The organism is Frondihabitans sp. VKM Ac-2883 (assembly GCF_015350875.1).
In the GTDB taxonomy this organism is placed as follows: domain Bacteria; phylum Actinomycetota; class Actinomycetes; order Actinomycetales; family Microbacteriaceae; genus Frondihabitans.
The window spans coordinates 402,154-417,102 of the sequence record NZ_JADKSF010000004.1 but is presented as its reverse complement, the minus strand read 5'-3'; the positions used below and the strand labels follow the sequence as shown (position 1 = coordinate 417,102).

The window sequence follows — 14,949 nt, the reverse complement described above, 5'->3', positions numbered from 1 at the left end:
TGCAGCTCCATGATGCGGCCCGAGATGCTCGGCGCGAGGGCCGAGTAGTCGTAGGCAAGGTCGGGAAGAGTGTATTCGGCCATCGTGGTCTCCTAGCTATCGCGGTCATTTCAGTCTAGTGACGGCTCAGAGAACGATGATCGGGCCTGGCGCGAACGTTCAGGAAACGTCGTGCTGATCTGGTCGGTATTGGCCAGGGAGGCTGGCCCCCGACACGCTCGGGGCGGCCGACGGGCCAGGGGCGCAGGATCCGCCACACGTGTGCTGGATCCTCGTCTGCCCGACACCCGAGCTACCTCCACAGTGCCCATATGGTCGTCTGCAGCTTCGGCAGGGGCCCATTTGCGCACATTCGCGCTGGCGGCACCCGACCTCCGCCGGCCAAGAAGACTCAGTCGAGATCGAGGTCGGCCGGCAGATTCGCCTCGGTACCGGGGATGCCCTCGTCGGCGGCCTTCTTGTCGGCCATGGCGAGAAGGCGTCGGATGCGACCGGCGACCGCGTCTTTGGTCATGGGCGGGTCGGCGTGGTGGCCGAGCTCGTCAAGGCTGGCGTCGCGGTGAGCGAGGCGGAGCTCGCCGGCGTACTTGAGGTGGTCGGGGATGTCGGGCCCGAGGATCTCCATCGCACGGTCGACACGAGCGCAGGCGGCGACCGCGGCCTGGGCCGAGCGTCGGAGGTTGGCGTCGTCGAAGTTGACGAGGCGGTTGGCCGTGGCGCGCACCTCGCGTCGCTGGCGAAGCGCCTCCCAGTCGCTCACGCTCTTGGCAGCGCCCATCTGCTTGAGCATGGCGCCGATGGCTTCGCCGTCGCGGATGACGACGCGGTGCACTCCCCTGACCTCGCGCGCCTTCGCGGCGATGCCGAGGCGACCGGCTGCGCCGACGAGTGCCATGGCCGCTTCGTTGCCGGGGCAGACCACTTCGAGGGCGGCGGAGCGACCGGGGTCGGTCAGGCTGCCCTGGGCGAGGAACGCGCCGCGCCAGATCGCCGCCAGGTCTTCGCGGGAGCCAGTGGTGAGACGGTTCGGGAGGCCGCGGACAGGACGTCGGCGGGCATCCATGAGGCCGGTCTGTCGTGCGAGGGTCTCGCCGGCCTCGTGCACGCGGACGAGGTAGTGGCTGGTGCGGCGCAGGCCGGTGGCGGCGACGACCGAGACGTCGCTCCGGGCACCGTAGAGCTCGGCGAGATCTTTGCGGACTCGCCGGGCGAGCAGCGCGCTGTCGAGTTCCGCTTCGACGGCGATACGCCCGGAGATCACGTGGAGACCACCGGCAAAGCGAAGAACCGTGGCCACCTCGGCGGCCCGCACCGTGGTCTTCGAGACCTCCACGCGGGCGAGTTCTTCTTTGACGTCGGCGGTCTGAGCCAAGGGTGGTTCCTTACGTGGTCGGAGTGGGCGGCCGGGGTGGTGGCCGCCGTGGCGGTCTGCTCGATCGAACAGGTGGATGGCCGAGGGTTCTGGCCATGGGCATCGTGCCCGGTGGTGGCCCTGAGCCGGGTTGTCGCGGTCAGGAGGAGATCACCGTCTCACTCTCGACCGAGGTCGCGGTGTTTGACGCTGACGGCTACTCCGGGGAGCTCGCGCAGGTGCGCGGCCAGCTCTCCGACGAGGGTCACCGATCGGTGTTTTCCGCCCGTGCAGCCAATGGCGATCGTAGCGTGTCTCTTGTTTTCGCGCTGATAGCCGGCCATGACCGGCTCGAGCGCAGCACCGAAAGCGGTGACGAACTCGCGGGCTCCCGGTTGGCCAAGCACATACTCGTTGACTTCCTTGTCGAGGCCGTTCTGCGGCCGGAGCTCAGGCACCCAGAAAGGATTGGGCAGGAATCGTGCGTCGCCGACCATGTCGGCGTCGGTCGGCAGGCCGTACTTGAAGCCGAAGCTGAGCACCGTCACCTGCACGCCCGGAGTCTCGGGTGCGGCGAAGCGCTCGGTGATGACGGTGGCGAGCTGGTGGATGTTGAGTTCGGAGGTGTCGACGACGATGTCGCTCGACTCCCGAAGCTCTTCCATTCGGCTTCGCTCGGCCAGGATGCCATCCAGAAGGGTGCCGTCGCCCTGGAGCGGGTGCGGTCGGCGGACCTGCTCGAACCGGCGCACGAGCGCCGCATCGGTCGCATCGAGGAACAGCACCCGAACCTTCGTGGGCATGGACTCCTGTAACGCCCGGACGGCTTCCTGCGCCTCGGAGAAGAGCCGCCCGCCACGCACATCGACGACGGCCGCGATCTTCGGCAACGAGTCGCCCGCCCGCTCAGCCAGGTCGATCAGTGGTCGCAGCATCTGCGCAGGAAGATTGTCGACGACGTACCAGCCGAGGTCTTCGAGCGCGTTTCCGACTGTCGACCGCCCTGCTCCCGACATGCCGGTGACGATCAGGACGTCCTGCTGTTCGGTGGTTTCACTCACGGCCGGGCCTCTCGCTGGCTTCTCGACGACGGGGCGAGCTTACCCGGGCCGCGCATCACCCAGTCTCTCGTGTCGAAGGCGGCAGCGCAGGATCCTGAAGCTCGTCGGGGTCTTCTGGTTCTGTCTCTGAGGTGGCCGGCTGCGACGCCGTGCCCAGCGTCTCGACGATGCTCGCCGCGAGCCTCGGACCGATGCCTTTCACCTCGGAGATGTCGGAGGCAGTGGCCTTCTTGAGGCGCGCCACCGACCCGAAGTGCTTGAGGAGGACACTGACGCGGGTGGCGCCCAATCCGGGGATCTCGGCGAGCTGACTCGAGATGTCGCGCTTGCGCTTCTGTCGCTGGAACGTGATCGCGAACCGGTGCGCCTCGTCTCGGATCCGCTGGATGAGGAACAGCGCGTCGGAGTTGCGAGGCAGGATGACCGGGAAGTCGTCGTCGGGGAGCCAGATCTCTTCGAGTCGTTTCGCGATGCCGCAGAGCTGAATACCGGTCACGCCGAGGTCGTCCATCGCGCGCTGCGCGGCCGCGACCTGGGGCTGGCCACCGTCGACGATCAGTAGATTGGGGCGGTACGCGAAGCGCTTGCGCTGCTCCCCCACTTCTTCGACCGGTGCCGTCTCGTCGTCGAGTCGCGCGAGGCGCCGTGTGAGCGTCTGATAGATCGACTCGGTGTCGTCGGTCGACGAAGGGATGCTGAAGCGGCGGTACTGGTCTTTGCGAGGAAGACCGTCTTCGAAGACCACCATCGACGCGACGATGTTGGTGCCCTGCAGGTGCGACACGTCGTAGCACTCCATGCGCAACGGTGCGTCGCCCATGCCGAGAGCCTCCTGAATGTCGGCCAGAGCCGTCGAACGAGTGGCGAAGTCGGCACTGCGTCTGGTCTTGTAGAGCATCAGGGCCTGGCCGGCGTTGTTGGACGCCGTCTGCATGAGGTTGGCTTTGTCGCCCCGCTGAGGTGTGTGCAGAGCCACACGCCCCCGGACCCGGCCGTCTGTGCTGCCGGTCGTCCGGAGGTTGGAGAGCCAGACCTCGAGAGCCTCGGAGTCGTCGGGCAGGGTCGGCACGACGATCTCACGCGGGAGTTCGGCACCGGCGGCGTAGACGTCTTGGAGAGCCTGCTCGACGATGTCTCCGGTCGAGATCTCGATCTCTTTGTCGATCACCCACGCTCGTGCACCGCGGATGCGACCGCCCCGGACCGTGAAGAGCTGAACCGCCGCGGCGAGCTCGTCTTCCGCCACCGCGAAGAGGTCGAGATCGACCGAGTCGCGAAGCACCACGGCCGATTTCTCGAGGACCGCTTCGAGGGCGCCGACCTGATCGCGGTACTTCGCGGCGTCTTCGTAACGGAACTCCTCGGCCGCGAGCTTCATCTGCTTCTGTCGGTCGGCGATCACCCGACGGTCGTAACTGCCCATGAAGCGTACGAACTCGTCGACGATCACGCGGTGCTCGTCAATCGTCACGCGCCCGGAGCACGGGCCGCCGCACCGCCCGATCTGACCCGGGAAGCAGGGCTTGCCGGTCTCCATGGCCTTCTTGTAGCTCGAGTCGGAGCAGGTCCGGATCGGGAAGACCTTGATCATCATGTCGATGGTGTCGTGCACCGCCCAGATCTTCGGGAACGGGCCGAAGTACTTGGCGCCCTTGATGCGGGTGTTGCGGGTCACCATCACGCGGGGCGCCTCATCGGCCAGCGTGATCGCCATGAACGGATACGATTTGTCGTCACGGAACTTGACGTTGAAGGGCGGGTCGAACTCCTTGATCCAGGTGTACTCGAGCTGGAGTGCCTCGATGTCGGTGCCGACGGTGGTCCACTCCACGCTCCTGGCGGTGAGCACCATTCGTCGAGTCCGCTCGTGCAGAGACGGCAGCGGAGCAAAGTAGTTGCTCAGTCGGGCTCGGAGATTTTTCGCCTTGCCAACGTAAAGCACTCGACCGCGCTCGTCGCGCCATCGATACACACCGGGCTCGGTGGGAATATCGCTCGCCTTGGGGCGCCAAGAGACAGTGTTCGACATCGCCGCCTACTTCGCCAAGGCCTTGGTGCGCGGGCGCCCCTTCGCCTTAGAGCCCGACGCGGCGTCGATCGACCCCTTCTTCGCCGGTGCGGGAATCTCGCCCCTCGGCATCGACAGGATCTCTGCGAGGAAGCGACCCGTGTGGCTCTCGGGGACCGTCGCGAGGTGCTCGGGAGTTCCCGTTGCCAGCACACGACCACCGCCGGCACCGCCCTCGGGGCCCATGTCGATCAGCCAGTCAGCCGACTTGATCACGTCGAGGTTGTGCTCGATGGTGATGACCGTGTTTCCCTTCTCGACGAGGCCGTTCAGCACGAGCAGGAGCTTGCGGACGTCTTCGAAATGAAGGCCCGTCGTGGGCTCGTCGAGCACATAGATGCTTCGACCGTTGGAGCGCTTCTGCAGCTCTGTCGCCAGCTTGACGCGCTGCGCCTCGCCACCCGAGAGAGTCGTGGCGCTCTGACCGAGTCGGACGTAGCCGAGACCGACGTCGACCAGGGTCGACATGAACCGCGAGATCGAGCTGATCGGGGCGAAGAACTCGGCGGCCTCGCTGATCGGCATGTCGAGCACCTCGGAGATGTTCTTGCCCTTGTAGTGCACCTGGAGGGTGTCGCGGTTGTAGCGATCTCCGCCACAGACCTCGCAGGCCACGTAGACGTCGGGCAAAAAGTTCATCTCGATCTTGATGGTGCCGTCACCCGCGCAGTTCTCGCAGCGCCCACCCTTGACGTTAAAGCTGAACCGGCCCGGCAGATACCCGCGGGCCTTCGCCTCGACCGTTTCCGCGAAGAGGTTGCGGATCTTGTCGAAGACACCGGTGTAGGTGGCCGGGTTCGACCGCGGGGTGCGGCCGATCGGGGCCTGGTCGACATGCACGACCTTGTCGAGGTTGTCGAGGCCGGTGACCCGAGTGTGCTTGCCGGGGATCTGACGAGCGCCGTTCAAGTTGTTAGCGAGGACCTTGTAGAGGATGTCGTTGACCAGCGACGACTTTCCGGAACCGCTCACCCCGGTGACGGCGACGAAGGTTCCGAGGGGGAAGTCGACCGTCACGTCGGCGAGGTTGTTGGCCCGCGCGCCAACCACGGTGATCATGCGCTTCTTGTCGATCGGGCGGCGCTTCGTGGGCGTCGCGATGGAGCGTCGCCCCGCGAGATAGTCGCCGGTGTACGACGACGTGTTGGCGAGGAGCGCCTCGTAGCTCCCCGAGTGCACGACTGTGCCGCCGTTGACGCCCGCTCCGGGGCCGATGTCGACGATCCAGTCGGCGGTGCGGATGGTGTCTTCGTCGTGCTCGACCACGATCAACGTATTGCCGAGGTTCTTGAGCTTCACGAGGGTGTCGATCAACCGACGGTTGTCGCGCTGGTGCAGACCGATCGACGGCTCGTCGAGCACGTAGAGCACACCGGTCAGGCCGGAGCCGATCTGGGTTGCCAGACGGATGCGCTGGGCCTCGCCGCCGGAGAGGGAACCGGCCGACCGCGAAAGCGAGAGGTACGTCAAACCGACCTCGAGCAGGAACTCCAGTCGGACGCGGATCTCACGGAGCACCTGAGCTGCGATGCGCGCCTCTCGGGTGGTGAGCTCGATGTCGTTCATGAAGGCAAACGAGTTGGTGAGGCTGAGCTCGGAGACGTCGGCGATGCTGTGGCCGTTCACCAGCACCGCCAGGACCTCGGGCTTCAAGCGCTTGCCCTTGCAGACGACGCAGGGAATCTCGCGGAGGTAGCTTGCGTAGCGCTGGCGCTGCGAATCGCTCTCGGCCTCGGCGTACTTGCGCTCGATGTAGGGCATCACACCCTCGAAGCCAGTCGAGTACTTCATCTCGCGGCCGAAGCGGTTGCGGTAGCGAACGGTCACTTCGAAGTCGTTGCCCTCGAGCACGGCCTTCTGCACCTTGGGCGACAAATCGCGCCAGGGGGTTTTCAGCTTGAAGCCGAGGTCGCCCGCCAAACCCTCGAGGAGCTTCTGGAAGTAGTTGTAGAGGCCCTTGCCCGACTGGGTCCAGGGCAGGATCACGCCCTCGGCCAGGCTGAGCTCTTCGTCGCCAAGGAGGAGGTCGGAGTCGACCGACATCTTCGTACCGAGGCCGGAGCACTCGGGGCACGCGCCGAACGGGGCGTTGAACGAGAACGTACGCGGTTCGATCTCGGTGAGCTGAAGCGGGTGGTTGTTCGGGCAGGAGAGCTTCTCGGAGAACATCCGGTAGGCGGCCGTGCCGACCTCGTCGACGAAGTTGATCGTCACGAGGCCGTCGGTCAGGCGTAGGGCTGTCTCGAGCGAGTCGGTGAGACGTTGCAGCATGTCGTCGGACGAGACGAGGCGGTCGACGACGACGGAGATGTCGTGCTTGATCTGCTTCTTGAGCTTGGGCGGTGAGCTCAGCTGGATCTGCTCGCCGTCGACGATTGCACGGGAGTAGCCCGTCGACGCGAGCTCTTTGAACAGGTCGACGAACTCGCCCTTCTTCTGGGAGATGATCGGACTGAGCACCTGGAAGCGGCGCCCGCTCTCGAGGGTCATCAGCTGGTCGGCGATCTGCTGCACGCTCTGCTTGGCGATCGGCTCACCACAGACGGGGCAGTGGGGCACGCCGATGCGCGCCCAGAGAAGGCGCATGTAGTCGTAGATCTCGGTGATCGTGCCGACGGTCGAGCGCGGGTTGCGGTTCGTCGACTTCTGGTCGATCGACACGGCAGGGCTCAGGCCCTCGATGAAGTCGACGTCGGGTCGGTCGACCTGGCCAAGAAATTGACGAGCGTAGGCCGAGAGCGACTCGACGTAGCGCCGCTGCCCCTCGGCGAAGATCGTGTCGAACGCGAGGGACGACTTGCCCGATCCGCTCAGGCCCGTGAAGACAACCAGCGAGTCTCGAGGGATGGCGAGATCGACGTTCTGGAGGTTGTGGACGCGCGCGCCTTGAACGCTCAGAGTCGAAACGTCACCGGGATCGGCGATGCTCGCGTGAACGGTGCTGAAGTCGACGGCGGTGATGTCGCTGCCCTCGATGCCGGTGGGAGCGCCATCGCGTTTCTCGGAACCCTTGTTCTGGGAATCCTGGTTCGTGGAGTCACGCTTCTGAGACACGCTGGCGGCCTTGTTGGCGGGTGAAATCGACACTCTGTCCATTCTAGGGAGGGGGCCTTCGTGAGGCGGTGGTGAGAAAAAGTGGAGGCTCAGCCGATGATGGGCTGCAGGCGGGTGAGACGGGCAGAGAGGTTCCAGAGCCGCGCTGCCGCCCTGCGGTTGCGAGCGTGTTTCTTCGCCCGAACAACCGCGGGAGCGCCGGTGAGCTGGAACCACCCGTCTGGCCCCCAGTATTCCCCGCCGGCGACGTCGGCGCCCGTCGCCGCCAGCGTCAGCGGGCGAGCGCCCTGGTCTTTGCCCTGCGAAACCGTGCGCATCAGCCCCACGACGGGTGCGGGCAACCATCGCCGCCGGACGATGCCGGGGCGCTGTTCGGTGAGGTTTTCGAGGGCGAAGCCGGGGTGGGCGACGATGCTTCGAACCGATGAACCCGCCTCGCGGAGACGGCGGTCGAGCTCGAACCCGAACGTCATGACAGCGAGCTTCGACCGGGCGTAGGCAACATAGTTGCGGTAGCGGCTCACCATCATCGGATCGTCGAGGTCGAGCCGGACCCACCGGTGGCTGATGCTGCCGAGGTGGATGATCCGCCCCGCGTCAGCGGCCGTCAGGTCGGGGAGCAGGTGAGCGATCAGAGCAAAGTGCCCGAGGTGGTTCGTACCGAATTGCAGCTCGAAACCGTCGGCCGTAGTGGCGCGCTTCCGTGAACCGACGACTCCGGCGTTGGCCACGAGGGTGTCGACCGCTCCCCCGGACCGGATCTCGAGGGCGGCCCGGCGGACCGAGTCGAGGTCGGCCAGGTCGGCGACGACGATCTCGAGATCGGCCCCGGGAACGCGCTCGCGTACGCGGGAGGCAGCTGCCTCGGCCCGGCCCCGATCACGGCACGCCATGACGACGGTCACTCCCGTGGCGGCAAGCTGCTCGGTCACGAAATACCCGAGACCGGCGTTTGCTCCCGTGACGACGACGCGACGCCTCGGCGACCCGTCGTCGGACTCAGCGGACATGCCCGGCCGCCTCCATGCCGCGAAGATCTTTCTTCAACTCGGCGACCTCGTCGCGGAGACGCCCGGCCAACTCGAATTTCAGCTCGGCCGCGGCTTGGAGCATCTGGTCGTTGAGGTCGGCAATGATCGATTCGATACCGCCAGCGGCGGCAGCGGCCTTCCCCTCACGGCGCAGGTTCGGCGTCGGGGCCCGCTTGGAGCCCTGCCGGCCAGCGAGGAGCTCGGCCGTGTCGGCGCCCTCCCGGGCCAGGATCTCGGTGATGTCGGCGATCTTCTTGCGGAGCGGCTGCGGGTCGATGCCACGCTCCAGGTTGTAGGCGATCTGCTTGTCGCGCCGCCGCTCGGTCTCGTCGAGAGCCTGAGCCATCGAATCGGTCATCTTGTCGGCGTACATGTGCACCTCACCCGACACGTTGCGGGCTGCGCGGCCGATCGTCTGGATGAGCGACGTCGACGATCGCAGGAAGCCCTCTTTGTCGGCGTCGAGGATCGCGACGAGAGACACCTCGGGAAGGTCGAGGCCCTCTCGAAGAAGGTTGATGCCGACCAGGACGTCGTAGACGCCCTGACGGAGCTCGGTCAGGAGCTCCACGCGACGAAGCGTGTCGACATCGGAGTGGAGATACCGCACCCGGACGCCGGCTTCGGTGAGGAAGTCGGTGAGCTCTTCGGACATCTTTTTCGTCAGGGTCGTGACGAGCACCCGCTCGTTTTTATCGACCCGGATCTTGATCTCTTCGAGGAGGTCGTCGATCTGGCCTTCGGACGGCTTGACGATGATCTTGGGGTCGATGAGGCCGGTCGGGCGGATGATCTGCTCAACGACGCTGTCGGTGATGCCGAGCTCGTAGCGCCCCGGGGTCGCGGACAGGTAGACCTTCTGGCCTACGCGGTTGAGGAACTCCTCGAACTTAAGAGGGCGGTTGTCGAGCGCGCTCGGAAGGCGGAAGCCATGGTCGACGAGGGTGCGCTTGCGTGAGGCATCGCCCTCGTACATGGCACCGATCTGGGGCACGGTGACGTGCGACTCGTCGATGACCACGAGGAAGTCGTCGGCGAAGTAGTCGAGCAGACAGTGCGGAGCCTCGCCTGGTTGACGGCCGTCGATGTGTGCTGAGTAGTTTTCGATGCCGTTGCAGAAGCCGATCTGCTCCATCATCTCGAGGTCGAACGTGGTGCGCATGCGCAGCCGCTGCGACTCGAGCAGCTTGCCCTGCTTGTCGAGCTCGGCGAGCCGCTCGGCGAGCTCCTCTTTGATCGTGCCGATGGCGCGATGCATGACGTCTGTGCCCGCCACGTAATGCGACCCGGGGAACACGGAGACCGCGTCGATCGTGCGGACGACATCACCCGTGAGGGGATGCAGGTAGTACAGCGCCTCGATCTCGTCGCCAAACATCTCGATGCGAATCGCGAGCTCCTCATACATCGGGATGATCTCGATCGTGTCGCCTCGCACGCGGAAATTGCCACGGGAGAAGTCGATGTCGTTGCGCTGGTATTGCATCGCCACGAATCGCCGAACGAGCTGGTCGCGCGGAATCGACATACCGACCTGGAGGGCGATCATCGCCTCCATGTACCCCTCGGGGGTGCCGAGACCGTAGATGCAGGAGACGGTCGAGACCACGATCACGTCGCGCCGGCTCAGTAGTGAGTTGGTCGTCGAGTGACGCAGCCGTTCGACCTCGGCGTTGATCGAGGAGTCTTTCTCGATGAAGGTGTCGGTCTGAGGCACGTAAGCCTCAGGCTGGTAGTAGTCGTAGTACGACACGAAGTACTCGACCGCATTGTGCGGGAAGAGTTCGCGAAACTCATTGGCCAGCTGGGCCGCAAGGGTCTTGTTGTGGGCGAGGACGAGCGTGGGGCGCTGCACCTGCTCGACGAGCCACGCCGTGGTCGCCGACTTGCCCGTACCGGTGGCGCCGAGAAGGACAACATCGGTTTCTCCGGCGTTGATACGGCCGGCGAGCTCAGCGATAGCGGCAGGCTGATCGCCGCTCGGCTGGTACTCGCTGACCACTTCGAAGGGGCGCACACTGCGAGTCGGTTCCATAGAACAAGTCTACGAGCGACCGCCGACACTCGTCCGACTCGAGCAGCCAGCCCCGGGGTGCTGGGAGCGAACAGGCGTCGGATCCTCGGGTATTTTCGGGCCGTCCCGCCTACTGTCGAGACACCTTCGCGCGGGCAAGAGCCTGCAGTTTCTCGGCAAGTCGATCGGTCTGCTCGAGAGTCGACTCGATGCTCGTCGAGGAGTCGATGACGTCGTCGGCCACAGCGAGCCGGGCTTCGTCGGTCGCCTGCGCATCCACGCGGCGTTCGGCATCGGCCCGGGTCATGCCGCGCAGGTCGACGAGGCGCGAGATGCGCTCGTCACGCGGCGTGTGCACGACCACGACGTGGTCGAACTCCCCCGCGCCGCGAGACTCGACGAGCAACGGAACGTCGTACACCACGACCCGGGAGGCGTCGTCTGCAACTGCCTCACGCATGCGCTGCTGGCTCAGCTGACGGACGGCGGGGTGAGTGATCGCCTCCAGAGCGAGTCGGGCATCAGGATCCGCGAAGACGATCGACCCCAACGCGGCCCGGTCGAGCGAACCGTCGTCGCCCAGCACGGTCGGCCCGAATCGCTCGGCGATTGCCCGGAGCCCGGCGCTGCCCGGCTCGACGACCTCGCGCGCGAGCTTGTCGGCGTCGATGTGCGCCGCGCCGTGGCTGGCGAGCCGCGTCGAGACGAGCGTCTTGCCTGCTGCGATCCCGCCGGTCAGTCCTACTACGAACACAGCAACACCCTAGTGCCCGCCCGAGAAGCTCGGCTGGTCGGTGTCGCCGCCATCGTGATGGCGAGATGGCCGAGACGACGGGTATCGGCGCTCGAGTCGGGAGATCCGGCCATCTCGCGCGGCCAAGGGTGGCACCGCCGCGCCGCCGCATCGCCAAACGCCGAACGGCGACCCACCCGAGGGTGAGTCGCCGTTGCGGATGCCGAGCCCCGAGGGGCTGGCGGTGTGACTAGTTGTTGCTCGAGAGACGCTCACGCAGAGCGGCGAGCGACTCGTCGTCGGCGAGCGTGCCGGCACCCGAAGCGGACTCGGCCGAGAAGGACGAACCGGTCGGGGCCTCGAACGCGGTGGCCTCTTCGACGAGCGAAGCGGCAACCTGCTTCTTGTGTGCTTCCCAGCGAGCCTGGGCAGCAGCGTAATCCTGCTCCCACTTCTCGCGCTGGGACTCGAAGCCCTCGCGCCATTCGTTGGTCTCGGGGTCGAAGCCCTCGGGGTACTTGTAGTTGCCCTGGTCGTCGTACTCCGTGAGCATGCCGTAGAGAGCCGGGTCGAACTCGGTGCCCTCGGGGTCGACACCCTCGTTGGCCTGCTTGAGGCTCAGCGAGATGCGGCGACGCTCGAGGTCGATGTCGATGACCTTGACGAACACCTCGTCGCCGACCGACACGACCTGCTCGGCGAGCTCGACGTGCTTGGCGGAGAGCTCGGAGATGTGGACGAGACCTTCGATGCCGTCGGCGACGCGAACGAACGCACCGAACGGAACGAGCTTCGTGACCTTGCCGGGAGCAACCTGACCGATGGCGTGCGTACGAGCGAAGACCTGCCACGGGTCTTCCTGGGTGGCCTTGAGCGACAGCGACACGCGCTCGCGCTCGAGGTCGACCTCAAGGATCTCGACGGTGACCTCTTGGCCCACCTCGACGACCTCGGAGGCGTGCTCGATGTGCTTCCAGGAGAGCTCGGAGACGTGGACGAGACCGTCGACGCCGCCCAGGTCGACGAACGCACCGAAGTTGACGATCGACGACACGATGCCCTTGCGGACCTGGCCCTTGTGGAGGTTGTTGAGGAACGAGGTGCGGCTCTCGGACTGCGTCTGCTCGAGCAGAGCGCGACGCGACAGGACCACGTTGTTGCGGTTCTTGTCGAGCTCGAGGATCTTGGCCTCGATCTCCTGGCCGAGGTACGGCGTGAGGTCGCGCACTCGGCGAAGCTCGATGAGCGACGCGGGCAGGAAGCCTCGAAGACCGATGTCGACGATGAGACCGCCCTTGACGACCTCGATGACCGTTCCGGTGACGACGCCGTCGGCGTCTTTGATCTTCTCGACGTCTCCCCACGCGCGCTCGTACTGAGCGCGCTTCTTGGAGAGGATCAGGCGGCCTTCTTTGTCTTCCTTCTGAAGGACGAGGGCTTCGACCGTGTCGCCGACGTTGACGACCTCGGTGGGGTCGACGTCGTGCTTGATCGAGAGTTCGCGAGAGGGGATGACACCCTCGGTCTTGTACCCGACGTCGAGGAGAACCTCGTCGCGGTCGATCTTGACGACGGTGCCCTCGATGAGGTCTCCGTCGTTGAAGAACTTGAGAGTCTTTTCGACCGCGGCAAGGAAGTCTTCAGCAGATCCGATGTCGTTGATGGCGACCTGCTTGGGTGCCTTGGTCGTTACGATTGTCATGTAGTGGTTGCTCCGTTTTGGGCATTTCTCGGGCCGCATCTCGCTGACATGGATCGACCGGAGTCGGCGTGCCAGGCGTGTGTGAGAGTGCAGCGTGCGGATGATTCGACGCAGTTTGCGCCCAGCGATTCTAACGGCTAGCCGGCCCCGCGATCAACCTGCGGTGCGCGGCATGTCAGTGAGCGCCGTGAGAAGTCGCCGAGCGCGCGCCCGACGTCAGCCGAGGAGCGCTCGGCGCAGCGTATCGAGGCCTACTCCCCCGAGCGCGAGGGCCTCGGAGTGGAATCGACGAACGTCGAACGAGTCGCCCTCGCGCCGTGCCCGCTCGGCCCGCAGATCCTCCCAGACCCTCTGGCCGACCTTGTACGAGGGAGCTTGCCCGGGCCAGCCGAGATAGCGGTCGATCTCGAATCGCAGGGTCGCTTCGGCCTCGTGGGCGTTGTCCATCAGGAATGCGAGTGCCTTGGCGTGGTCCCACGCGCCGCCGGCCTCTCGAGAGGGTGTGCCCGGGAACTCCTTGCCGAGGTGCACACCGAGGTCGATCACGACTCGTGCGGCCCGCATGCGCTGGCCGTCGAGCATACCCAGGCGGTCGGCGGGGTCGGCGAGGTAGCCGAGTTCGTCCATGAGGCGCTCGGCGTAGAGCGCCCAGCCCTCGGCATGGCCGGAGGTGCCGGCGATCGATCGACGGTACGTGTTGAGCGACGCTCTGTTGTAGACGGCTTGGCCGAGCTGCAGGTGATGCCCCGGCACGCCCTCGTGGTAGACCGTCGTCTTCTCCCGCCAGGTCGTGAAGCGCGTCGTGCCGACAGGAACCGACCACCACATGCGTCCGGGCCTCGAGAAGTCGTCACTCGGGCTGGTGTAGTAGACGCCGCCGTCTTTGGTCGGGGCGATGCGGCACTCGAGCGTACGGATGGCCTCGGGAATGTCGAAGTGGGTCCGGCCCAGTTCGTCGACCGCCCTGTCGCTCGTCTCTTGCATCCAGCTCTGCAGAGCAGCGGTGCCGTGCAGGCTGCGGGAGTCGTCGGCGTCGAGAACTTCGATGGCGCGCTCGACCGTGGCCCCCGGCTCGATCATCTGGGCGATCGCCTCCTGCTCGGCGGTCATGCGCGCCAGTTCGACGCGACCCCACTCGTAGGTCTCGTCGAGGTCGACGGTGGCACCGAGGAAGCGCCGCGAGTGCAGCTCGTAGGCCTCGCGACCGACTCCGTCGTGCTCGGTGGCGGCCGGAAGCAACTGCTCGAGTAGGAATGCCCGGAAGCGGAGGTAGGCGGCTGCGGCACTGGCGGCGTTCGCCGAGAGCTCGTCGCGTAGGGCCTCCGACACCGGCTCTCCCGATTCGAGTCGAGGGTCCGCGGCGAACGTCGAGAAGAAGCCGTCTTGGGCCGTGTTGCGCACGCACTGCTCCGCCACTGCCTCGACCTGACGCTTCGCGGGGACGATGCCCTCGTCGATGCCGTGCACGAGCGTGATCGTGTAGCCGTGAAGGGCAGTCTCGACCTCGGCCAGGCGACCGGCGACGGCCTTCCAGTGGGCCTCGGTCGCCGTGGGCATCAGGTCGAAGACGTCGCGGATGCCCTGCGCCGGGGAGGCGATGACATTGAGGTCGCGAAGCTGCAGGTGCCGCTCGTCGTACTCGAGGTCCAGTTGGAGCGAGGCGGTGAGATCGTCTTTGGTCACTCGGTCGACATCGTCGGCGGGCTCGGTCGCCTCGAGTTCTGCGAGAGTTTCACGGACGGCCGCTACATACCGAGCCTGGCCTTCCGGTGAGTAGTCGGCGTAGCGGTTGGGCCCGCCCTCGCGCCCGAGCCAGATGGCCCAGTCGGGACTGAGGTCGACCAGGGTGTCGACCCATCGCTCGGCGATGGCATCGATAGGGGTGCTCGAACGGACGGGGGCGGTGGCGTCGGTGCTCATGTACCGAGCCTAGCT

General features: G+C 65.9%; 9 protein-coding genes and 1 pseudogene. All 10 read right to left on the bottom strand.

Annotation, left to right across the window (positions count from 1 at the left end; all coding sequences use genetic code 11):
- Positions 1-83: pseudogene (locus ITJ49_RS10400) on the bottom strand (superoxide dismutase); the annotation flags it as partial.
- Positions 84-391: 308 nt separating this feature from the next.
- Positions 392-1,372, bottom strand: coding sequence for a DNA-binding protein WhiA (gene whiA, locus ITJ49_RS10395; RefSeq protein WP_194604824.1), 981 nt, complete (start codon positions 1,370-1,372; stop codon positions 392-394).
- A 158-nt stretch (positions 1,373-1,530) separates the two neighbouring features.
- The gene (gene rapZ / locus ITJ49_RS10390) at positions 1,531-2,412 is read right to left on the bottom strand and encodes an RNase adapter RapZ (RefSeq protein WP_194604821.1); all 882 of its coding nucleotides are present in this window, start codon (positions 2,410-2,412) and stop codon (positions 1,531-1,533) included.
- A 55-nt stretch (positions 2,413-2,467) separates the two neighbouring features.
- A complete protein-coding gene (gene uvrC / locus ITJ49_RS10385; protein WP_194604818.1) occupies positions 2,468-4,441 on the bottom strand; it encodes an excinuclease ABC subunit UvrC in 1,974 nt (657 codons plus the stop codon).
- 6 nt (positions 4,442-4,447) lie between these two features.
- On the bottom strand, positions 4,448-7,576 hold the full coding sequence (gene uvrA / locus ITJ49_RS10380) for an excinuclease ABC subunit UvrA (protein ID WP_370544455.1): 3,129 nt from the start codon (positions 7,574-7,576) through the stop codon (positions 4,448-4,450).
- 47 nt (positions 7,577-7,623) lie between these two features.
- Entirely contained in the window at positions 7,624-8,544 is a 921-nt protein-coding gene (locus ITJ49_RS10375) for an SDR family NAD(P)-dependent oxidoreductase (RefSeq protein ID WP_055957816.1), read from the bottom strand.
- Positions 8,534-10,600 (bottom strand): excinuclease ABC subunit UvrB, encoded by a 2,067-nt coding sequence (uvrB, locus tag ITJ49_RS10370; RefSeq protein WP_055957819.1) that lies wholly within the window; start codon positions 10,598-10,600, stop codon positions 8,534-8,536. The genes ITJ49_RS10375 and uvrB overlap by 11 nt, the downstream gene beginning before the upstream one ends.
- Positions 10,601-10,709: 109 nt before the next feature.
- Positions 10,710-11,333 carry a dephospho-CoA kinase gene (coaE, locus tag ITJ49_RS10365; protein ID WP_194604814.1) on the bottom strand — a complete coding sequence of 208 codons (624 nt, stop codon included), beginning with the start codon at positions 11,331-11,333 and terminating at the stop codon, positions 10,710-10,712.
- A 229-nt stretch (positions 11,334-11,562) separates the two neighbouring features.
- Positions 11,563-13,014, bottom strand: a complete 1,452-nt coding sequence (gene rpsA, locus ITJ49_RS10360; RefSeq protein ID WP_055957825.1) for a 30S ribosomal protein S1 — start codon at positions 13,012-13,014, stop codon at positions 11,563-11,565.
- A 216-nt stretch (positions 13,015-13,230) separates the two neighbouring features.
- The gene (locus tag ITJ49_RS10355; RefSeq protein WP_194604811.1) at positions 13,231-14,934 is read right to left on the bottom strand and encodes a DUF885 domain-containing protein; all 1,704 of its coding nucleotides are present in this window, start codon (positions 14,932-14,934) and stop codon (positions 13,231-13,233) included.
- Positions 14,935-14,949: the final 15 nt, after the last annotated feature.

Bases quoted from the DNA above. Each gene is read 5' to 3' on its own strand.
- ITJ49_RS10355 (WP_194604811.1), bottom strand. From the start codon at position 14,934: ATGAGCACCGACGCCACCGCCCCCGTCCGTTCGAGCACCCCTATCGAT.
- uvrA (WP_370544455.1), bottom strand. From the start codon at position 7,576: ATGGACAGAGTGTCGATTTCACCCGCCAACAAGGCCGCCAGCGTGTCT.
- ITJ49_RS10375 (WP_055957816.1), bottom strand. From the start codon at position 8,544: ATGTCCGCTGAGTCCGACGACGGGTCGCCGAGGCGTCGCGTCGTCGTC.
- rpsA (WP_055957825.1), bottom strand. From the start codon at position 13,014: ATGACAATCGTAACGACCAAGGCACCCAAGCAGGTCGCCATCAACGAC.
- uvrC (WP_194604818.1), bottom strand. From the start codon at position 4,441: ATGTCGAACACTGTCTCTTGGCGCCCCAAGGCGAGCGATATTCCCACC.
- uvrB (WP_055957819.1), bottom strand. From the start codon at position 10,600: ATGGAACCGACTCGCAGTGTGCGCCCCTTCGAAGTGGTCAGCGAGTAC.